The organism is Noviherbaspirillum sp. Root189 (genome assembly GCF_001428545.1).
Lineage (GTDB): Bacteria > Pseudomonadota > Gammaproteobacteria > Burkholderiales > Burkholderiaceae_D > Noviherbaspirillum.
The window spans coordinates 100,392-122,599 of the sequence record NZ_LMHZ01000014.1; the positions used below are offsets into that span (position 1 = coordinate 100,392).

Here is a 22,208-nt window from a genome sequence, read left to right on the forward strand (position 1 = left end):
ATCTTTATCAGGAAAGGAGGGCGTGATGAGCGCCGTTATCTCGAACACCACATCCCAGGATTTCTTCGTCGCCGATCTGAGTCTTGCCGACTGGGGCCGCAAGGAAATCAAAATTGCCGAAACGGAAATGCCTGGCCTGATGGCCATCCGTGAGGAATTCGCCGCTGCGCAGCCGCTCAAGGGCGCGCTGATCACCGGCTCGCTGCACATGACCATCCAGACCGCCGTGCTGATCCAGACACTGGAAGCGCTTGGCGCACGCGTACGCTGGGCATCGTGCAATATCTACTCGACACAAGACCATGCCGCTGCAGCCATCGCTGCCAACGGCACACCGGTATTCGCATTCAAGGGCGAAAATCTGGATGAATACTGGGACTTCACCCACCGCATCTTCGAGTGGCCGAACGGCGAATTTTCGAACATGATCCTCGACGACGGCGGCGACGCGACACTGCTGCTGCATCTTGGCACCCGTGCTGAAAAAGACATCAGCGTCCTCGCCAAGCCGGATTCGGAAGAAGCGGTCTGCCTGTTCAATTCGATCAAAAAGAAGCTCGCCACCGATCCGACCTGGTACTCGACCCGCCTGTCGAAAATCCAGGGCGTGACCGAAGAAACCACGACCGGCGTGCATCGCCTGTACCAGATGCACAAGGAAGGCAAGCTGGCTTTCCCCGCCATCAACGTCAACGATTCCGTCACCAAGTCCAAGTTCGACAACCTGTACGGCTGCCGTGAATCGCTGGTCGACGGCATCAAGCGCGCCACCGACGTCATGGTTGCGGGCAAGGTTGCCGTGGTCGCTGGCTATGGCGATGTGGGCAAGGGTTCGGCACAGGCATTGCGCGCCTTGTCGGCACAGGTATGGGTGACTGAAATCGATCCGATCTGCGCGCTGCAGGCCGCCATGGAAGGCTATCGCGTCGTCACCATGGACTATGCCGCCGAACACGGCGACATCTTCGTCACCGCAACCGGTAACTACCATGTGATCACGCACGAGCACATGAAGAAGATGAAAGACCAGGCGATTGTCTGCAACATCGGTCACTTCGACAATGAAATCGAAGTCGCCGCCTTGAAGCAATACACTTGGGAAAACATCAAGCCGCAAGTGGACCACGTGATTTTCCCCGACGGCAAGCGCATCATCCTGCTGGCGGAAGGCCGCTTGGTCAACCTCGGTTGCGGAACCGGCCACCCGTCGTATGTCATGAGCTCGTCGTTCGCCAATCAGACGATTGCACAGATCGAACTGTTCACTAACACCAAGGCGTATCCGGTTGGCGTATATACGCTGCCGAAGCACCTGGACGAAAAGGTCGCGCGCCTGCAGTTGAAAAAGCTGAATGCACAACTGACTGAACTGACTGAAGAGCAGGCCAGCTACATCGGCGTGAAGCAGAGCGGTCCGTACAAGCCGGATCACTACCGCTACTAACATAGCCAAGCCGCTTCGGCGGCGCATTGCCAGGGCAGGGCGCAGTGGTTTCGTTTGCATCCTTGCCGCTGGCGAGCGTCGCGGTTGTCTGCTCAGGCAAGTCCGTAGTTGCTTGGCCCGGTTGTGCTTGCCGCACAGCCGGGCTCCCTGTTTCTGCATTGCCGGCGAGAGGAGGTCGACATGCGTTTGCTGCTTACCTGGTTGATCAATGCCGCGGCGTTGTTCGCGGTGCCTTACCTGTTGAAGACGGTGTATATCGAAAACTTCGTGGTGGCGTTGATCGCGGCCCTGGTGCTCGGACTCGTCAATACACTGATCCGTCCCATCCTGTTGTTGCTGACGCTTCCGGTCACGCTGCTGACACTGGGGCTGTTCATTTTTATTGTCAACGGCATCATGTTCTGGCTGGTAGCCAATTTCGTCAGCGGTTTTTATGTCGCGGGCTTGTGGTCCGCCGTTGGCGGCGCCATCCTGTACAGCCTTATCTCGTGGGCACTCTCTGGTCTCTTGCTCAAAAAATGACACAGAAAAATTTCAGCATCGAGTTTTATCCTCCGAAGACGCCCGAAGGCGTGGAAAAGCTGCGCATCACGCGCGCGAAACTGGCCGAACTGCAGCCGAAATATTTTTCGGTGACCTTCGGCGCGGGCGGTTCCACCCAAAGGGGCACGCTTGAAACCGTGCTCGACATCCAGCGCGAAGGGCATGAAGCGGCGCCGCATCTGTCATGCATCGGCAGTTCGCGTGACAGCCTGCGGGCCATTCTCAACGAGTACAAAGCGAATGGTATCCGCCGCCTGGTTGCCCTGCGCGGCGACCTGCCGAGCGGTTATGGCGCGTCGGGCGAGTTCCGTTATGCCAATGAACTGGTGGAATTCATTCGCGCCGAAACGGGTGACTGGTTTCACATCGAAGTAGCCGCGTATCCGGAAACCCATCCGCAAGCGAAATCGCCGCAGGATGACGTGCAAAGCTTCGTGCGCAAGGTGAATGCCGGCGCCAATGCGGCGATCACCCAGTACTTCTACAACGCCGACGCCTATTTCCGGTTTGTCGACGACGCGCGCAAGGCCGGTGCCGACGTACCTATTGTCGCCGGCATCATGCCGATTACGAACTATTCGCAGCTGATGCGGTTCTCCGACATGTGCGGCGCCGAAATCCCGCGCTGGATTCGCCTCAAGCTGGCCAGCTATGGCGACGATACCGAATCGATCAAAGCCTTCGGGCTCGACGTCGTGACGGGATTGTGCGAAAGGCTGTTGGCTGGCGGCGCACCGGGCATGCATTTCTATACCTTGAACCAGGCTGCGGCAACCACGGCATTGTGGAAGCGGCTGAATCTGTCGGCATGAAATGATGCAGCTTTAGTATTGCGGCATTGGCGTATTGAAGTGCCAACTACTGACGAAGTACTGAAAAGAAAAGCGGCACATCGTGCCGCTTTTTTTATGAAAATTGTATTGGCATTGAAGCACAGCGAGCGCATGACCTTCCAAGCTTAGTCCCCAGCCTCAAGCTGCAGCGATTCGGTCATGACCACGTCGAGCGCAATGTCATGGATGTCTGGCGCAAAGCTCACCATCGCCATTGTGTAAGCAATACCAATCGCAAGCGGGCGGGCTTCGGCGGCAAGTGTGCGATCGTAAAACCCGCCGCCATACCCGAGACGAAAACCCTGGCGGTTGAAACCGACGCAGGGAACAAGAATAGCCTGCGGTGCGACGGCAGTCGAGGATACCGGAATGGCAACGCCGAACGCGTCTTTTTGCATCGGCTCGCCCGGCGTCCATGCGTTATAGCGAAGCGAGGCATTATTTTCCACGACAACTGGTAATGCCAGTTTTACACCACGCGCAGCGAGTACCTCATAAGCTTCCGATAAATCCGGTTCACTCCGTATTGGCCAATACACACCGAGTACATCGACAGGATGCCATTCCAGCCACGCGAGCAAGCGTTCGCCGATCAAACGATCCGAATGGCGACGAACTTCCGCGGCGATGCCTTGTCTGTTGGCAAGCAGTTGCCGACGCAACGCGGTTTTGACTGAACTTGATTCCGGCATAGTGATGATGCATCTCTCCATGTTCTCACATGCTATTCTAGAAGTTATGACCCTAGCGTGACCCCAGCACTTTTTAAAGAAAGCGGTTTTTTTAAATGTTTCCAATGAAATGGATGGCCGGCGTGGCGCTTGCCGCTGCCTCCGCAGCGATATTGGCACCCGTGGCCGAAGCCAAGAAGCCAGCCCCGGCCCCGCGTCCCGCCGCAAACTTTGCCAGTGATGACGATGCCTTTCTGGCATTGCGCGATGCCGCGCGCAACGGCGACATCGGCCGCACCGGTGAACTCGCCGCCCGCCTTGGCAATTATGCCATCCCTTCGTATGTCGACTATTTCCAGTTGCGTCCTCGCATCACCATCGCGTCGGAACAGGAAATCCGCGATTACCTGGCACGTTATGACGGACAGGCGATTGCCGACCGGTTGCGTAATGACTGGTTGCTGGAACTCGGTCGTGCGCGTAACTGGACGCTGTTCGATGAACAATATCCGCAGTTTGTACTCAATGACGACACGCAGCTTAAATGCTATGCATTGATGTCGAAAGCGGCAAAGGGCCAGAACGTCGCCAAGGAGGCGCGCGCCGTGCTGGTGGCGCCGCAGAATTATGGCGAAGCCTGTCCGGCATTGATTACTTCGCTGGCGCAAGCTGGCCAATTCACCGCCGACGATATCTGGGAACAGGTCCGGCTGATCGCGGAGTCCGGCGTTCCCGGATCGATTCGCCGCATTGCGCCACTGACCGAAGTCAGCGAAACCACCTTGATGCAGGCGCTTGAGAAACCCGACGCGGTTCTGGCGCGCGGACCGGGAAATGGACGTGCCGCGCATGAAGTCTTCATTCTCGCGCTCGGTCGTAGCGCCAAGAACGATATTGAACGCGTTGTGCCGAAATTGGTCGCGGCAGCCGATCGCCTCAATGAACGTGAACTGGCGCAGGCATGGGCACAGATCGCTTTGCAGGCTTCGTTGAAGCTTGCGCCTGAGGCTGCCATCTTCTGGCACCGCACCACGGGAGCGACACTGTCGCTCGAAGCGCAGCAATGGAAGGTGCGCGCCGCACTGCGCGTGGGTGAATGGAAGCTGGTGAGAACCACCATTGAGTCCATGCCTGCAAGCCTGGCGGACGACCCCACATGGATCTACTGGCTGGGCCGCGCCTATCGCACCGAAGGCAAGATCGAACAGGCCCAGAAACTCTTTGAATCGATTTCCGACCAGACCAACTTCTATGGCCAGCTCGCGCTGGAAGAACTCGGTCGCAAGATCGTCATCCCGCCGCGCGCGCAGCCGGTGAGTGCGGAAGAACTTGCACCGATGGCCGGGAACGCCGGATTCCGCCGGGCACTGAAGTTCTTCGACCTCGACATGCGTTTCGAAGGCTATCGTGAGTGGAACTGGGAACTGCGCAAGATGAACGATCGCCAGCATCTTGCCGCCGCTGAATTTGCGCGCCAGAAAAATGTGCTCGACCGCATGGTCAACACTTCGGATCGCACGAAGTCGGAATTCGACTTCACACAGCGTTTCCCGTCGCCGCACAGGGATGTGATGCAAGCGTCCACCGAACGGCTTGGGCTGGACCTTGCCTGGGTGTATGGACTGATTCGCCAGGAGTCGCGATTTATTCAGAACGCGCGTTCGCATGTCGGCGCATCCGGCCTGATGCAGTTGATGCCGGCCACCGCGAAGTTCGTTGCCCGCAAGATCGGCATGAATGATTTCTCACAGCACCAGGTGAACGACATCAATACCAACATCATCCTTGGCACCAACTATCTGAACATGGTGCTTAACGACCTCGATGGATCGCAAGCCATGGCGACGGCCGCGTACAACGCCGGGCCGGGACGTCCGCGCGCCTGGCGTTCGACCCTGACGCGCTCGGTCGATGGTGCGATTTTTGCCGAGTCGATTCCGTTCAATGAAACCCGCGATTACGTGAAAAAGGTATTGTCGAACGCGACTTATTACGCGGGGGTATTCGAAGGCAAGCCGCAATCGCTCAAGGCACGTCTTGGCACGGTGGCGCCGAAAGGCTTCGCGCCCACCGAATTGCCTTGAGGGTTAAGCCACCGCCCGGGCGCTGTACATAGCGTGGTGCCTTGACGGTTTGGCAAACGCCCGCAAAAGCTTTATCCTCGAATGCCGCGTTGCAGCGAATTTATCTGCAGCGCGGCATTGATGCTTCCAGAGCCCGATAAGAATGGACACGACGTATGCAAAGTACAGAACTTGACCCCACCCTGTCGCAGACCCTCGATGCCGCCGGCAAGGCAGGCTACAAGCTGGTCATCGGTAACAAGAATTACTCTTCCTGGTCGATGCGGCCCTGGGTTTTGATGAAGGCCTTCGGTATTCCGTTTGAGGAGGTGCGCGTTTCACTCGGCCGCCCCGAGACGTCCTCGCTGATCGCGCGGCATACATCGGCGGGGCGGGTGCCCGTATTGGTTGCGGGCGAAACGACGGTGTGGGATTCCCTGGCTATTTGCGAATACCTGGCCGAACAGTTCCCGGACAAGGGCATGTGGCCGCAGGAAGTGACGGCACGTGCGATGGCCCGGTCCATCTGCGCTGAAATGCATTCGGGATTTACCGGGGTGCGTTCGGCGATGTGGATGAACATCAAGGCCAGCTTTCCCGGCAAGGGACGCACCACCGAAGCGCAGAACGACATCGCCCGCATCTGCGAAATCTGGGACGACTGCCTTGTGCGCTCCGGACCGCATCATTTCCTGTTCGGCGACTTTTCGATTGCCGACGCCTACTACGCTCCCGTCGTCATGCGCTTCCGCACCTATGGCGTCTGGTTGCCGCCGGCGTTGCAGGCTTATGTCGATCGCGTGGTTGCGCATCCTGCGGTCGCGCGCTGGATTCATGAGGCGCTTGAAGAAAAGGAAGCGCTGGAAAAGTACGACGTCTACCCGGATTGATTGCTGCGCAATGAAAACCTATGTTGTCGGTGGCGCGGTCCGTGATGCACTGCTGGGACTGCCGGTACAGGACCACGATCATGTCGTGGTTGGGGCGACGCCGGAACAGATGATTGCCCAGGGCTTCACGCCGGTCGGCAAGGACTTTCCTGTCTTTCTGCATCCGGAGACGCACGAGGAATACGCGCTCGCTCGTACCGAGCGCAAGACCGCACCCGGCTACAAGGGCTTCGTATTCCATGCCGATGCCAATGTCACGCTCGAGCAGGATCTGATCCGTCGTGACCTGACCATCAACGCCATGGCACGCGGCGACGACGGGGAGATCGTCGATCCCTTCGACGGACAGCGCGATCTGCAGGCGCGCGTCTTCCGGCATGTCTCTGACGCCTTCGCCGAAGACCCGGTGCGCATCCTGCGTGTGGCGCGCTTTGCCGCTCGCCTTCCCGACTTCAGCGTCGCCCCGGAAACCAATCAACTGATGCGCAAGATGGTCGACGCCGGGGAAGTGGACGCCCTGGTGCCGGAACGCGTGTGGCAGGAATTATCGCGCGGCCTGATGGAAATCCGGCCATCGCGCATGTTTGATGTCTTGCGCGAGTGCGGCGCGCTCGCGCGCATCCTGCCTGAACTGAATGTGCTGTGGGGTATTCCCCAGCCGGAACAGCATCATCCCGAAATCGATACCGGCGTGCATGTGATGATGGTGATCGATTACGCGGCCAGCCAGGGGTACGGTCTCGCCATTCGCTGCGCGGCGCTGCTGCATGACCTTGGCAAGGGCGCCACGCCGCCGGAGCAGTGGCCCAGACACTACGGCCATGAAGGCCGCAGTGTGCAACTGGTCGAGCAGGTCTGCAAGCGACTGAAGATTCCCAACGATTGCCGCGATCTCGCCGTCATGACGGCACGTGAGCACGGCAACATCGGGCGTGCCTTTGAGTTGCGCGCCAATACCTTAGTCAGCCTGCTTGAACGCTGCGACGGATTTCGCAAGCCTGAACGCTTCGTTGACATGCTGCGCGCATCCGAATGCGATAGTCGCGGCCGCACCGGCTATGCGGACACGCCGTTTCCGCAGGCGGCCTATCTGGAAGCGGCGTTGCGTGCAGCGCAATCGGTCAATGCCGGTGAAGTAGCAAGGCGCCATGCCAGCCAGCCGCAACGCATCGCGGAGGCAATCCATGCCGCTCGTGTCGATGCAGTGAGCCAGGTTGTCAACGCGTCAAGGAGCGAAGGCGGACCTGCCTGAGCGGCGCAAGTCACATCGCCGCAGGCAGGCGACTTCGTCATACCTTTCATTGTGGCGCCGCATCTGCTGCTCCCGCAGTAGTGCGTTTCCCTGTGGTTTATCCGCACAAATAACGATGATTCCATATGGGAACATCTAGTAGCTTTTCGCATCCAACCGACGCTCAATGATTGACAGAATTCTTGAGTGCGCCCATCAACGTGACGACGTCATGTATTCATGTATACCAGTGAACACCATGCATAAGACTGGACCGTCGGTGTAATGCGGCATGCGCATGCGGAGGGCGCAGTACATATTACTTATGTCACGCATGGCATGGATCGGAGCGCAATGCCATATCGGTACGCACGCCAATGCCATTCAGGCCATGCGGTTCCGCTTGCTAGTTTACAGTGCCGTTGCCCTCACCTAAGATACGGCGGCTAGTCAAACGTGACGAAAGCAAAGCCTTACCTGCCGTCCCTATAAAGACTGGCGGCCGACCATCATCATCGAGGATATTTCCGACATGCGCTTTAACAATTCGCTCGCATCAACCGATGCGGGCTGGCCGGAACCACAGGTTTCACCGCCCCTCAATATCGCCGGGCTTCTGATTGCCTATCTGGAGCAGCTAGGGGTAGAACAGGTGTTCGGGGTACCCGGAGGCGCGATCGAACCAATTTACAATGCACTTGCACAAAGCAGCCGGCGCGGTGGCCCGCGTCCCGTGGTGGCGCGTCATGAAGCGGGCGCGGCGTTCATGGCGGACGGCTATACCCGCGAGACCGGCGCACTTGGCGTCGTCTGCGCTACTTCCGGTCCGGGTGCCACCAATCTGATCACGGGCGTGGCATGTGCTTACGACAACGGCATCCCCATGCTGGTGATTACAGGGCAGCCTGCCTTGCCGGGCTTCGGGCGTCGCGCCTTACAAGAGTCGTCCTGCACCGGCATCAACACCGTGGGCATGTTCCGACACTGCACACAATACAATTCCCTTGTCTCCCATCCCCAACAGCTGGAAGCAAAACTCATCGCCGCCCTGATGCGTGCGACACGTACGCCGCGTGGACCTGTCCACCTGAGCATTCCGCTTGATATTCTCAACAGTCCGGCGACAGTCGCTGCACCGTCGTATGACTTGCGCACCCTGCTCAAGCCGTCATCGATGCTGGATCAACAGGCGGTAGACAGCTTGTCGCTCATGCTGCGGGATGCCCGCAATCCGGTGCTGCTGATTGGCGGCTGGTGCGGCGAAGCGATCGCCTCCATTTTGCGTGTCGCCGAGCTGAGACAGGTGCCTTTTGTGACCACGCCAGACGGCAAGGGTCTGGTTGATCCGCGCCATCCGTTGTACCGGGGCGTGTTCGGTTTTGCCGGCCATGCGTCGGCAGAAGCGGCGCTACGCGACAGATCGGTGGACCTGATTCTCGCCGTCGGCACCAGCATGAATGAATGGACCAGCAGCGGCTGGAGCGATTCCTTGCTCAATACCCGCCTCGTGCATGTGGACGAGTCCGATGACCATCTTGCCCGGACGCCAATGGCAAAGCTGCACGTGTCCGGCCGCATCCTGACCGTGTTTGAAAAATTGTTCGCGCAGCTTGATACGGTTGCCACGACGACTAGTCCAGATGCTGATGTCGCCACGGTTACGGCCACAACCACAGTCACAGCGTGTCATGAGGCGCTACTGTTCACGCTGCCGGCCGGGCCGGCGCAGCCCCCGGATGCAAAGGTCAAGCCATCGCAGCTGATGCATGACCTGGGCCGCCTGTTTCCCGCAACGACGCGGTATCTCGCCGATGCCGGCAATAGCGTCGCCTGGGCGGTGCATCACCTGGCGCCGCAATTCGCGCATCCCGATGAGCGCAGCACCAGCAGCCATGGCGGCTGGCTGCGTACCACCATGGATTTCGCCCCGATGGGTTGGGCTATCGGCGGCGCTGTCGGGACCGCACTCGGTAATCCGGACGGGCCGGTGGTATGCATCACCGGCGATGGCAGTTTGATGATGAACGGCCAGGAGTTGTCGGTTGCCGTCGCCGAAGGATTGACCGTGATTTTTGTCGTGCTCAACGATGCCGCGCTCGGGATGGTCAAGCATGGGCAACGGCTCGCGGGCGCGGAGCAGATTGCGTTCGCGCTCCCGCCGACCGACTTTGCCATGCTGGCGCGTGCGCTCGGTGCCGAAGCGCATACCATCCGTACCGCGGCCGACCTGAATGCGCTGGACATCGATGCGATCTGCGCGCGCAAGGGGCCGACGCTGCTCGACGTCTTTATCGATCCCGAAGAAGTGCCGCCCATTAGCGTCCGCATGCGCGTGCTTGGCACGCTGTTGTGACAAATCATCATTCATGAAAGACACCGAATTGACCGAAAGACCGCTTCCGCTCATCCATACCGAAATCTGGAATGAAGACCCCGAACCCGGGAATCGCTACGCCGCTCGTGCCGCATATTGCCGTGGTTATGATGTATTCGGCGAGATGGTGGGCAATGCGCGCTGGGTGGAAATGCTGTTCCTGTTGTTTCGCCCGGAATTGCCCGCGCCGGCCGCGCTCGACTTGCTCGAGGCGCTCGCGGTGGCGCTCGCCAATCCCGGACCGCGTGATCCCTCGGTACATGCCGCCATGTGCGGCGGCATTGCCGGCTCCAATGCGGCCGCGTCGCTGATCGCCGCCTTATCGGTCGGCGCCGGGCGTTACCACGGTGCGCGCGATGTGCATGACGCAATGCGGTTATGGACCAGGTGCGGCATGGATCTGGCCGCATGGAAGGCTTGTCTCGCTCCCGTACCCCAGGAAACAGCAGATACCTGGCCGCAAGCGGAACATCCTCCGGGCTTCGAGCCGCATGCCGCCGTCACGCCGGGCGCAACGCTGACGCTGCTTGAAAGACTCGAGGCAATCGCTCGCATCGCTGCATTACCGCGCCTTGGCTGGCTGCTCGAGCAGCGGGAAGCGCTGGAGCAGGCGACAGGGATGGGTCTGGATATGTCAGGCGTTGCCGCTGCAGCCTTGGCCGATCTCGGGTTCGAGCCGTCGGAAGGCGAAATGCTGTACCTGCTGTTACGCCTGCCCGGCGCGGCAGCGCATGCACTGGAACAGCAACGCAAGGACTACACGCAGTTCCCGTTTTACGCGGTTGAACTGGAAGACGACCCGGCCGAAAAGAAGGAGTCGGTATGAGCGGACACAATGCAAAAGCGCCGGTTGCCAGGGGATCGGCCTTGCTCGATGAGCACGCGGGTATCCTTCGCACCCGGGTGGGTGCCTGCTGGCCCGGCAGCCGGGCGGTATTCCGCGGGGTCGACCTGCACCAGGAATTCCATGATGCGGACTGGATGGCGCTTTACCTCTACGGCATTACCGGACGTCGTTTTACTCCGCAACAGATCAAGCTGTTGCATGGCATCTGGACCAACACCAGCTATCCCGACACGCGCCTGTGGAACAACCGGATTGCGGCACTGGCCGGCAATGTGCGTAGTTCGCCGATACTCGGTCTGGCGGCGGCGCTGTCGGTATCGGAAGCGCGTATTTACGGCGGTGGCCCGGGGCTGCGGGCGATCGACTTTTTCCAGCGCGCGGGCAGGGCGGTCGATGCAGGACAATCGTTGCGGGCCTTCGTGCAAGAAGAACTGGCGGCGCGCTACATCTATGGCTACGGCCGCCCGATCGAGGCGCATGATGAGCGGCTGCCCTGGTTGTCGGGACTCGCGAAGTCGCTGGGCCTCGCCGACGGACGGTATTTCCGGATGGCGTTCGAGGTGGAGCGCACGCTGGCTGAACTTGGCAAGCCTTCGCTCAAGATGAACTATGCGGCGATGACGGCGGCACTTGGCGCCGACATGGGCTTGTCGGTCCGGGAATTCCAGATCTTCCGGCTGCCGTTGTTCCTTGCCGGGATGCCCCCCTGCCTGGTGGAAGCCGCACACAAGCCCGAAGGCACACTGTTCCCGACGCCTTGCGACGGCATCGCCTATGAAGGCGTCGGCAAGCGCCCTTGGCAGAAGTGAAAGTGCATTTGGCAATGCTGTTGCAGCCGGCTGAAAAATTTGCTTGCCGGAATGGACTGTAGAACATCGTTGCACTAGACTGTCACCGCATTGCACAACCATATCAGCGAGGGGAACACATGAGACACATCTATGCGCTTCCCCTGGCAATGGCTACCATGGCTGGCGTGGCCCTGTCGCATGCACCGCTTACCCTGGCCGCCGATATAGGGGAAGAAGAAGACCTCGCGCTGGTATACGGCGACAAGTCCACCATCAGCATCGCCACCGGCAGCAAGCAGCAGCTGCGCCGGGCGCCGGCGGTCGCTACCGTGATCACCGCCGAGGATATCGCCGCCATGGGCGCGACCGATCTCGATGAAGTCCTGGAGACGGTGCCCGGCATCCACGTCAGCAATGCACCCAACACCTATAGCTCGCTCTACCTGATCCGCGGCATCTACAGCAGCCAGAATCCACAGACACTGATGCTGCAGAACGGCATCCCCATGACAACCCTGTTTCAGGGGAATAAGGGCACCATCTGGGGCGGCTACCCGGTAGAAAACATCGCGCGTATCGAAATCATCCGTGGCCCGGGCTCGGCCTTATATGGTGCCGACGCGTATTCCGGTGTCATCAACATCATCACCAAGACCGCAGCCGATTTGCAGGGAACCAGCGCCGGCGTGCGCGCCGGCTCCTTCAATACCCGCAGCGCCTGGGTCCAGCATGGCGGCAAGGCGGGTGATATCGATGTCGCCGCCTATCTGCAGGTAGGCAGCACTGACGGTCAGCGGCGCATTATCGAAGCCGATGCCCAGTCCGCCCGGGACGGCACTACCGGCACCCGGGCCAGTCTTGCGCCCGGACCGGTCAACGTTGGCTATGATGCACTCGATGCCCACCTGACGCTCGGCTACGAGAAATGGCATCTCAACGTCGGCTACAAGCTGCGCGACGACCTGGGCACAGGCGCCGGTATCTCCTCCGCGCTGGACCCGATCGGCAAGGAGAAGAGCGAGCGTTTCAACACAGACCTGTCATGGACCGATAACCATCTGGCCAATGGCTGGGGCGGTGGCGCCACGGTCAGCTATTTCGAATACCGGCAGCGGGTCCCGGTCAATCTGCAACTGCTGCCGCCGGGGGCGCGTTTCCCGACCGGGTCCTTTCCGGAGGGGATGATCGGCCATCCGGATACCTCGGAGCGACAGCTGCGCTTGTCCGCGTTCGCCACCTATTCCGGCATCGCCAACCACAGCCTGCGCTTTGGCATCGGTCACGACGATCTCAATCTGTATGACACCCGCACGATCAAGAACTACATATTCAATTCTGCGGGCGTTCCGGTTCCCGCCGGGCCGGTGGCCGATTATTCGCTGATCCAGCCTTTCATGCTGCCGCAACGCCGCCAGGTCGATTACCTGTACGTGCAGGACGAATGGCAACTGGCACGCGACTGGGCGCTGACGGCCGGCGTACGGCATGACCGCTATTCCGATTCCGGCGGCACTACCAATCCACGGGTGGCGCTGGTGTGGGATGCGGCGCTCGACCTGACCGCCAAGCTGTTGTACGGACGCGCTTTCCGCGCACCATCGTTCTCCGAACAGTACAGCATCAACAACCCGGTTCAGCGCGGCAATCCGGATCTGAACCCCGAAACAATCTCCACTCTGGAGACGGCTTTCTCATGGCAGGCAAGGCGTGACCTGCAGCTCAATCTGAGCGTGTTTCGCTACACCATGGATGACATCATCCAGGCCACGCCCAATCCGGCTCCGGCCCTTGGCTCGACCTTCAACAATACTGGCGGCCAGCATGGGCACGGCATGGAGCTCGAAGCGGTCTGGGATGCCACCCGCACTGTGCGCCTGTCAGGAAATTATGCCTATCAGCGCTCGATCGATGAATCGACAGGTGCCGATGCCGGCTATGCGCCGCATCATCATCTGTACACACGCGCCGACTGGCGCTTCACCAGCGGCTGGCTGGCCAGCACGCAGCTGAACTGGGTAGCGGAGCGCAAGCGTCCGGCTGGCGACCCTCGTCCGCCGGTTGCCGATTACAAGACCGTGGACGTTTCCCTGCGCACCAGCCATGCCAGGGGACAGTGGGGATTCGCCGCCACGGTACGTAATCTTTTCAATGCAGACATACGAGAGCCCAGTCCCGCTCCCGGCCTGATTCCTCACGATCTGCCCCAGGCACCTCGCGCATTTTACTTACAGGCGGTGTACAGCATGTGACGGTGCGACCGTCCGCGACACCACATTTCCAAGCTTCAGGGCGGTAGATCGCCGTCCTGCGAACCGACCGCACGCCGCGCTGGTGATACCAGGCGAGCCGGACCGATACGATGGATAACAGACCCAGTACTTATTACCAACCGCCGTTTGTCACCAAATTCAACCGCCGCACGCGCTTGTGGAATTTGTTTGGCCAAAAGAAGATTGATTTGTCCGAGGCATCGTTGATCGAGGCCGCCCGTGCTGAAACCGGGCTGGAGCGCTTCGGCGATGAAAGTTTTCTGCCGCCGCTGCGCGCCTTGCTGCACGCGCTTGAAACGGAAGCCGAACTCAATCCGTTCGGACGCTTCAATGCACGCATGCGCACCATCCGTTCGCTGAAAAACCGCCTGTGGGCGAATGCCTGTTTCGAAGCGCATCCGGAAATCCTCGAATGCCGGATCGAAGCTCCGATTGTGATTGTCGGTCCGCATCGTTCCGGTACCACGCGTCTGCAGCGAATGATGGCGACCGATACGCGCCTGCAGCACCTGAAGACCTGGGAAGGATTCAATCCCGCGCCGCGTCCCGGCTTGCCCGACATGGGCAAGCAGCTGCGGCGCGATGAGGTAAGGCAGTTTCTGGATCTCGGCCGGCAAATCTATACCGGTGGCTATATCGCGCACCCGATGGATGCCGACTGGCCGGAAGAAGACATGCTGCTGCTCAACCATTCCTTCTGCGGCTTTTCGGTGCTTGGCATGTTTAACATACCGAGTTATTACCGCTGGTTCCTCGAGTATGACAAGACCGAGGTATACCGTTATACCGCCAAGCTGATGAAGCTGATTTCGTGGTCGCGCGGCGACGCTGACGACAAGCGCTGGGTGCTCAAGAACCCGCAGCACATGCTGGATCTTGATGTGCTGATGAAGGTATTCCCTGATGCCCGGTTGGTATTCACTCATCGCGACCCGATCAAGACCGTGGGCTCCGTCATGTCGCTGATGTGGCATTTTGCGGTCCAGCATACCGACCTGCCATGTCGTGCATCGACGCGCGACGTGTGGATGGATTTCTGCGAGCAAGCTGCGCGGCGTGCCATGGAACAGCGCGAGCATCTTGCCGCCGCCCAGCAAATGGACGTCCACTATGAGGAAATGAACCATGACTGGCGCGCTGCCATGCGGCGCATCTATGCGTTCGGCGGCATGGAATTCACCGCGCAGGTTGAACAGGCCATGCACGACTGGCTCGACAACAGCGAAAAAGAAAACCTGCATGGCGGCCACCGCTATGCACTCGAAGATTTCGGCACCAGCGCAGCAGAAGTCGACCGTCGCATGATGTTCGTGCGCGAACGCTACGCCGTCGCTTACGAGGGAAAATGAACGCGCGCGACAAATTTGCCGGGAGCACCACAATCAGTTCTCGCGTCAGTAATGACGTGACCTGGCAGGCTAGCAAGGTCTCGGTGGACGATCGCGTACGCCTGTTGCAACAACAGCCTGCGACTGTATGGTTGACCGGCTTGTCCGGTGCGGGAAAATCCACGATTGCGTATGAACTGGAACGGCGCCTGATCGCTCGTGGTCAGGCTGCCTTCGTGATGGATGGCGACAACGTGCGGCACGGCCTTAATCGCGACCTTGGCTTTTCTCCTTCGGACCGCAGTGAGAACATCCGGCGAATTGCGGAAGTGGCAAAGCTCTTTAATGAAGCCGGGATGCTGGTGATTACTTCCTTCATTTCACCCTACTGCTCCGACCGGGCCATGGCGCGCGAGATCATTGGCGCTGACCGTTTTATCGAAGTCCATCTGGCGACGGAACTGCGTGTCTGCGAAGAGCGCGACCCCAAGGGTTTGTATCGCAAGGTGAGGGCAGGTGAGATCCGGGAGTTTACTGGTATCAGCGCCCCTTATGAAACACCCGGCCAGCCGGATCTCCGGATCGATACCGGCTGCATGACGCTCGACGCCAGCGTGGAAGCCATTCTGGGTCTGCTGGAATCGCGGCTTGGAGCGGAGCCCCATGAATAATTTACGCCACATCCGGTCATGGAACGGTACAACACGCCGGGGTTTGCCGTTTGCCAGAATGGGCTTTGCGCTATCCGTGGTTCGCGTCCGTCGTGCAGTGTGTCCTTGACAATATGGCCGCAGTCCTCTTTCCGCTGATCAGTCGTTTTACGTCTGGCACACGCATCCTGTGCGTGGCGCTCGGCCTGTTTTCGACTATTGCGTCGGCACCGTCCTGGGCGGCGGGTGCGGCCGGGCATATCATGCTCGCCGAGGCCGGCGATCCGCCGCGCCGGGCCGATGCGCCGGCCCCTGGTTCGGTAGCTGTCGTGTATCCCGACCTCGGCGAGCCGTACCGCAGCATTTTTGCCACCATTATCGAAGGCATTCAGGATGGGGCGAAGTCCGCCGTCCACCTTTATGCTGTCGCGCCCAATACCGATACCGCCGAGCTGAATGCCGGCCTCCGGCGGCATGGTGCCAAAGTGGTCATTGCACTTGGTCGCCAGGGCTTGAAGGCGGTGTCCGCCATCGAGCGCGAGATTCCCCTGGTGGTCGGCGGTGTGCTGGCCATGCCGGAAGGCGATCACCGCAGCGTGACCGGCATCAGTCTGACGCCGGACCCTGCCTTACTGTTCAGTCGCCTGCGCGGACTGGCGCCTTCGGTCAAGCGTGTGACGCTTGTCTACAATCCGCACCACAACGAATGGCTGGTACGCCTTGCGCGCGAAGCCGCCAGGGCACAAGGGCTGGAACTGATTGCGCTTGAAGCACGCGACCTGGCCAGCGCCGCGCGCCTGTACGAAAACGCGTTTGCCGGCAGCGACAGCAAGCGCGACGCGATCTGGTTGCCACAGGACGCGACCACGGTCGACGAAAGCACCATCCTTCCTCTTGTGCTCAAGGAGGCCTGGAACAGGAACGTACCTGTCTTTTCCAGCAGTTTCCTGCACGTGAAAAAAGGCGCACTGTTTGCGCTGTACCCGAACAATGTGGAACTTGGTCGCACGCTTGCCGCCTCGGCACTCGGCGTGCTTGCCGGTGATTCGCGCCGACGCGGCATGTTTCCGCTTCGTGATGTACAGATGGCAGTCAATGTCCGGACCGCCAGCCATATCGGTTTAAGTTTCGGGTACCAGCAGCAGCGCAGTTTTGACGCCATTTTTCCGGAGCAATGATGAACACCAATACTTCGCCTGTTCAACTGCAACGACACTTACACGCCGTCCCGCACACGCGTCCTTGCCTGACGCGCTCCATTGTTTCCTGAGCCGCCATGCTTCGTCACTATTTCAGCCGTACCGGTTTCCGTCGGCAACTGACCATTACGGTGAGCGCTGCCATCCTCGGGCTCGCGCTGTTTTCTTCCCTGATGAATTCCTGGGAAGCCAGCCGCCGCATGGAAGGCTATCTGGTCGAGCAAGGGCAGCGCATCGCCGAAAACCTGGCCCGCCAGAGCATCCTCGCGCTCCTGTACCGTTCTCCGGACAATGTACGCGACGGCATCGCCGCCACGCTGGCATTTCCCGACGTGCTGCAGGTCGAGATCACCGACGCGGCCGGCAAACCCCTGCTTTCACAATCCAAACCAGGCGCCAATGTCTCGGGTGCCGGAGCGCAGCGAACGGAATGGAGCGCCGGGAACCCGCATGCCGTGCTCGACAATGAAACCGGCAAGCACTGGTACTTCACCGCACCGGTCTATGGTGGCCAGAGCGACACATCGCCGTTCGAAATGCATGACAACAAAGCGCAATTGCTTGGTTATGTTCATGTCGTCATCGGCAAGGGAACATTGAACCGGCTGGTCACGTCGCTCCTGATCGGCAATCTCGCCATTACGTTGTCGTTCGCCGCGGTCCTGCTGGGCATCATGCGCCTGCTTGCGCGACACACGATCAAGCCGCTCAATGCCTTGTCGCGGCTGATGGGCCGTGCCGAAGCGGGCGAATCCGGCATGCGCGCCGTGCCGGGCGGACCGCGCGACATCGTCGAGATGGCGCACGCCTTCAACAAGATGATGGACGTGCTGGAAGAGCGCGAAGCAGAGCTCAAGCAGTCGCGCGACGATGCGGTACGTACTGCGCTGACCAAGACGCAGTTCGCGGCCACCGTCAGCCATGAAGTGCGCACACCGCTCAACGGCGTGGTCGGCATGCTCGACATGCTCAAGGAAATGCATCTGACCAAGCGGCAGCAGGAGTGCGTCGATATTGCCTGGAATTCTTCCCACACACTGATCGAGCTGATCAATGACATCCTTGATTTTTCAAAGATGGAAGCTGGCAAGCTCGAACTCGAAGAAATCGAGTTCGACTTGCGCAAGCTGGTGGAAGAAGTCATTGAGCTGCTGGCCAGGCAGGCGCAGCAGAAAGGGCTGGAAATCGGCTACCTGATGGCGCCGGAGGTGCCGGAGCGCCTACGCGGCGACTCGCTGCGCCTGCGCCAGGTGTTGCTCAATCTGATCAGCAACGCGGTCAAGTTCACCGAGCACGGTGAAGTGGCCATAACCATTTCGGCGGCACCGGATGCGGACGATAAGCTGATGTTGCGCTTTGATGTATCGGACACCGGCATCGGCATGAGCAAGGACGCGGTCAAGCATATCTTTGAATCATTTGCGCAAGCCGATCGTTCGACCACCCGCAAGTATGGTGGCACCGGGCTCGGCCTTGCCATTTGCAAGCAGCTCGTGGTCCTTATGCAGGGCGAGATCGGTGTCTCCAGCGAACTCGGCAAAGGCAGCACTTTCTGGTTCCAGGCACGGTGTTCTGCCGGGACCGCCCAGGTCGCCATTGCTCCTGGTCCTGTTCATGCCCCTGCCTCAGCGCCTGCGCCGATCGATGACAGCAATTTGCGCGGCATCAGGGTGCTGGTGATCGACGAAAGCAGGATTGTGCGCAGCTTCCTGTGCCAGAGCCTGGAACAGGCGGGCATGCGTTGCCATGCCGTTACCAATGGGCCGGAAGCCCTTTCGGAACTCGCGCGTGCGGAACAATCGCGCGCTCCGTATGCGCTGGTCATCCTCGACGTCGCCACCACCGACGATCGCGGAACTGACCTGATACGCCGGCTACGTGTCGAAATCGGTACCGTGGTGCCACGCTTGCTGGCACTCGACCGATACGCATCGCCAATGGTCAACAGCGCGCTGGGCGCTGATCTCTACCTCGGCAAGCCGTTGCGGCGGGAACGCCTGATGGAAGCAGTGCGCCGCCTGCTGCCCGGCACGCCCGTGCCAGGCAGCGCGTTTGCCGCCAGCGCGCCGGTTGCCACCGCAACAGTCGCTGCCAAGGATTACCGCGTCCTGGTCGCCGAAGATAATCGCACCAACCAGATGGTGGCCGGCGGCATGCTCGCCATGAACGGTTGCGAATGCCAGATTGCCGCCAACGGCCGTGAAGCTGTCGAGGCGGCACGCCATGGCCGCTTCGACCTGATCCTGATGGACTGCAGCATGCCGGAAATGGATGGTTACGAGGCAACCGCCCATATCCGTAACTTCGAGGAGACGCTGGGCTTGCGCACGCCGATCATCGCGATGACTGCCAATACCCAGCCTGGCGACGCGGAGAAATGCCTGGCTGCCGGCATGGATGACTATCTTGCCAAACCGATTACCTTGGTGGAGTTGCGGCAAAAGCTCGAGCGCTGGCTCGCACGTCTTGAACCAAGCGGACGTGCGGTATTACCGGAAGTCGAAACGCATGAAGCCGATGGCAGCCCGCTGGACCATGAAACGTTCGACAAGCTGCGCGAAATTCTCGGGCCGGCGCTGGAACAAACCGTGACTCCCTTCCTCGAAGACACGCCCGGTTATCTGAACGGGCTGGAGCAGGCGGTGCAGGAATTGAATGCCGACGCCGCGCGCGCCATGGCGCATTCGATCAAGGGCAGCAGTGGCAACCTCGGCGCACTGAATCTTGCGCAGATCGCCAAGGAGGCGGAAGAACTGGCCATCGACCATCGTATCGGTGAAATCCGTCCCCTGCTCGGACGTCTGCGCCAGGCCTTCGATGAGGTCTCCGCAGTGCTGGGCGCTGAGGTCTTGATTGACGATCGCCTGAGTGTGCGTGAAGACGACGAAGCGCCGCAAGTGCTGGTGGTCGATGATGATCGCAGCACCCGTAGTTCGTTGCGGCATACCTTGCAGCGCGACGGCTTCCGCGTGGAAGAAGCCGCCGATGGCGCACAGGCGCTGCAGATGCTCAAGCGCATGCAGCCGGATGTGATCCTGATGGATGCGGTGATGCCGGTCATGGATGGCTTTGCCGCTTGTGCACGGGTGCAGGAGTTGCCGAATGGACGTTCTATCCCGGTGCTGATGATTACGGCGCTGGAAGATAATCAGTCGGTGGAGCGCGCGTTCGCGGCCGGCGCCAGTGACTACATTCCCAAGCCGATTCACTTTGCGGTACTGTCGCAGCGGGTACGGCGCATCATTGAAGCCAACCAGGCCGAGAAGCGCATCCGGCATCTGGCCTATAACGACATCCTGACCGGATTGCCGAACCGTGCCCTTTTCATGGACCAGCTTGGCCGCCGTATCGAGCAGGCGCGCGTCGCAGGGGAGTCCGTTGCGGTGCTTTTCCTTGATCTGGATCGCTTCAAGAACGTCAACGATTCGCTCGGCCACGATGCCGGTGACCGCTTGCTGGTCGCTGTTGCACAGCGTCTGCGGCGCAGTGTCCGCAATGCCGACTGTGTCGCCCGTCTTGGTGGTGATGAGTTCACCGTGGTGCTGGCCGAGATCGTCGGCCCGAATGCCGCCGTGACCGCCGCGCAGAATATCTGCCGCGCCTTGTCGACGCCATTCGAGATTGATGGCAACGATATTTTTGTCACCGCCAGCGTCGGCATTTCCATGTACCCCAATGATGCAACCGATGTCGGGACCTTGCTCAAGCATGCGGACACGGCGATGTATCGCGCGAAGAAAACAGGCAGCGGCTTCCAGTTTTTTGAAGCCTCGATGGAACATTCGATTTCCGAGCATGTACGTCTGGAAAACGATCTGCGCCGTGCGCTGGAACGCAAAGAGCTCGAAGTTTATTACCAGCCGCAGGCACGTGTTGACACAGGCAAGATCATCGGCGCGGAAGCGCTGGTGCGCTGGCGCCATCCGACGCGCGGCATGGTGTCGCCCGCCGAATTCATTCCGCTCGCCGAAGAGACCGGGCTGATCAGTTCCCTCGGTGAGATGGTATTGCGGACCGCATGTAGGCAGTTGCAGTCATGGATCGCTGCGGGATTCTCGCCGATCCGCATCGCTGTCAATCTGTCGGTGAAGCAGTTGCTGAAAAAGGATTTTGCTTCATCGGTCGAACAGGCCCTGGCGGATACGGGACTGTCGCCGAGTCTGCTGGAGCTGGAAATCACAGAGAGCACCTTGATGGAAAATGCGCAGGATACGCTGGAGGCTTTGCATCGCTTGCGCAGCCTTGGGGTGCGACTGTCGATTGACGATTTTGGTACGGGATATTCCTCCCTGTCTTACCTGAAACGCTTCCCGGTTGACATTATCAAGATCGACCGGTCGTTTGTACGGGATGTGCCGCATGATGCGGATGATGCGTCGATTGTTACGGGGATTATTGCGCTGGCGCATAGCTTGCGGCTTGAGGTGGTGGCGGAGGGGGTCGAGACTGCGTCGCAGCTGGGGTTTTTGAAGGATCGGGATTGTGATTTGATGCAGGGGTATTTTTTGAGCAAGCCGGTGCCGGCGGAACAGTTTGCTCGCGAGTTGCTGTCGGTGGCGCAGCCGGAGTGGAAGGGGATGACCGGGAGTTTGCCGGGGGTGTGAGGGGAGGCTTCTTTTCTCTTCGGTGAATCGGTGCTGTTTGTTCTTCGTGGATGCTTGCCGGGACTGGCCCCGGCGGGCCACTCACTTTCTTTGCTTCGCCAAAGAAAGTAAGCAAAGAAAGGCGGGCCAAAACGGGAAGCGAAACAAACTCGCCTGCGGCTCAGACAGGTTTCGCTTCTTTATCCGTTTTGGCCCGCGCTCTTTTGGCGTCTGCACAGGGGGGGTTTTAAACCCATCCCCACCCTAACCCTCCCCTTGAAGGGGAGGGAACTGCGGCTCGCTGCGCATCGCATTGCCGAATACTGAATGCCGAATGCCGAATGCCACGGCCGGCGTTTCGGTTGCCGACACTTTCTGCAGACGGTGATACAACCCCATCACTTCCCACGATCAAGAACGTTCCCTCCCCTTCAAGGGGAGGGCTAGGGTGGGGATGGGTTGAAACACCCCTGTGCAGACGCCAAAAGAGC

Annotated in this window: 15 protein-coding genes; 14 read left to right on the forward strand and 1 reads right to left on the reverse strand. The window is 60.0% G+C overall.

Annotation, left to right across the window (positions count from 1 at the left end; translation table 11 throughout):
* The first annotated feature begins 25 nt into the window (after window positions 1-25).
* The 3 genes from ahcY to metF all read left to right on the forward strand — a co-directional run bounded on the left by ahcY (window position 26) and on the right by metF (window position 2,799).
* Complete coding sequence (gene ahcY / locus ASE07_RS11125) at window positions 26-1,444, forward strand: adenosylhomocysteinase (RefSeq protein WP_057290886.1); 1,419 nt, start codon at window positions 26-28, stop codon at window positions 1,442-1,444.
* Between the two features lie 180 nt (window positions 1,445-1,624).
* On the forward strand, window positions 1,625-1,966 hold the full coding sequence (locus ASE07_RS11130) for a phage holin family protein (protein ID WP_057290887.1): 342 nt from the start codon (window positions 1,625-1,627) through the stop codon (window positions 1,964-1,966).
* Entirely contained in the window at window positions 1,963-2,799 is an 837-nt protein-coding gene (gene metF, locus ASE07_RS11135) for a methylenetetrahydrofolate reductase [NAD(P)H] (protein WP_057290888.1), read from the forward strand. Before ASE07_RS11130 ends, metF begins: the two co-directional genes overlap by 4 nt.
* Window positions 2,800-2,945: 146 nt before the next feature.
* Here metF and ASE07_RS11140 read toward each other — a convergent pair whose 3' ends face one another.
* On the reverse strand, window positions 2,946-3,512 hold the full coding sequence (locus tag ASE07_RS11140) for a 5-formyltetrahydrofolate cyclo-ligase (protein WP_057290889.1): 567 nt from the start codon (window positions 3,510-3,512) through the stop codon (window positions 2,946-2,948).
* Window positions 3,513-3,607: 95 nt separating this feature from the next.
* Between ASE07_RS11140 and ASE07_RS11145 the strand changes: the two genes are divergently transcribed.
* From ASE07_RS11145 to ASE07_RS11195, 11 genes are all read left to right on the forward strand, one after another.
* A complete protein-coding gene (locus tag ASE07_RS11145; protein ID WP_057290890.1) occupies window positions 3,608-5,575 on the forward strand; it encodes a lytic transglycosylase domain-containing protein in 1,968 nt (655 codons plus the stop codon).
* A gap of 155 nt (window positions 5,576-5,730) precedes the next feature.
* Window positions 5,731-6,444, forward strand: coding sequence for a glutathione S-transferase family protein (locus tag ASE07_RS11150; RefSeq protein ID WP_057290891.1), 714 nt, complete (start codon window positions 5,731-5,733; stop codon window positions 6,442-6,444).
* A 10-nt stretch (window positions 6,445-6,454) separates the two neighbouring features.
* Window positions 6,455-7,696 carry a multifunctional CCA addition/repair protein gene (locus ASE07_RS11155; protein ID WP_057290892.1) on the forward strand — a complete coding sequence of 414 codons (1,242 nt, stop codon included), beginning with the start codon at window positions 6,455-6,457 and terminating at the stop codon, window positions 7,694-7,696.
* 511 nt (window positions 7,697-8,207) lie between these two features.
* Window positions 8,208-10,028, forward strand: coding sequence for a thiamine pyrophosphate-binding protein (locus ASE07_RS11160; RefSeq protein ID WP_082584084.1), 1,821 nt, complete (start codon window positions 8,208-8,210; stop codon window positions 10,026-10,028).
* Between the two features lie 13 nt (window positions 10,029-10,041).
* Window positions 10,042-10,875, forward strand: coding sequence for a hypothetical protein (locus ASE07_RS11165; protein WP_057290893.1), 834 nt, complete (start codon window positions 10,042-10,044; stop codon window positions 10,873-10,875).
* On the forward strand, window positions 10,872-11,705 hold the full coding sequence (locus tag ASE07_RS11170) for a citrate/2-methylcitrate synthase (RefSeq protein WP_156396530.1): 834 nt from the start codon (window positions 10,872-10,874) through the stop codon (window positions 11,703-11,705). Before ASE07_RS11165 ends, ASE07_RS11170 begins: the two co-directional genes overlap by 4 nt.
* A 119-nt stretch (window positions 11,706-11,824) precedes the next feature.
* On the forward strand, window positions 11,825-13,936 hold the full coding sequence (locus tag ASE07_RS11175) for a TonB-dependent receptor plug domain-containing protein (RefSeq protein WP_057290894.1): 2,112 nt from the start codon (window positions 11,825-11,827) through the stop codon (window positions 13,934-13,936).
* A 110-nt stretch (window positions 13,937-14,046) separates the two neighbouring features.
* Window positions 14,047-15,306 carry a sulfotransferase family protein gene (locus ASE07_RS11180; protein ID WP_057290895.1) on the forward strand — a complete coding sequence of 420 codons (1,260 nt, stop codon included), beginning with the start codon at window positions 14,047-14,049 and terminating at the stop codon, window positions 15,304-15,306.
* Window positions 15,303-15,956, forward strand: a complete 654-nt coding sequence (gene cysC, locus ASE07_RS11185) for an adenylyl-sulfate kinase (RefSeq protein WP_057290896.1) — start codon at window positions 15,303-15,305, stop codon at window positions 15,954-15,956. Before ASE07_RS11180 ends, cysC begins: the two co-directional genes overlap by 4 nt.
* A gap of 113 nt (window positions 15,957-16,069) precedes the next feature.
* Window positions 16,070-17,113 carry an ABC transporter substrate-binding protein gene (locus ASE07_RS11190; RefSeq protein WP_082584087.1) on the forward strand — a complete coding sequence of 348 codons (1,044 nt, stop codon included), beginning with the start codon at window positions 16,070-16,072 and terminating at the stop codon, window positions 17,111-17,113.
* 98 nt (window positions 17,114-17,211) lie between these two features.
* The gene (locus ASE07_RS11195) at window positions 17,212-21,738 is read left to right on the forward strand and encodes an EAL domain-containing protein (protein WP_057290898.1); all 4,527 of its coding nucleotides are present in this window, start codon (window positions 17,212-17,214) and stop codon (window positions 21,736-21,738) included.
* Window positions 21,739-22,208 lie beyond the last annotated feature (470 nt).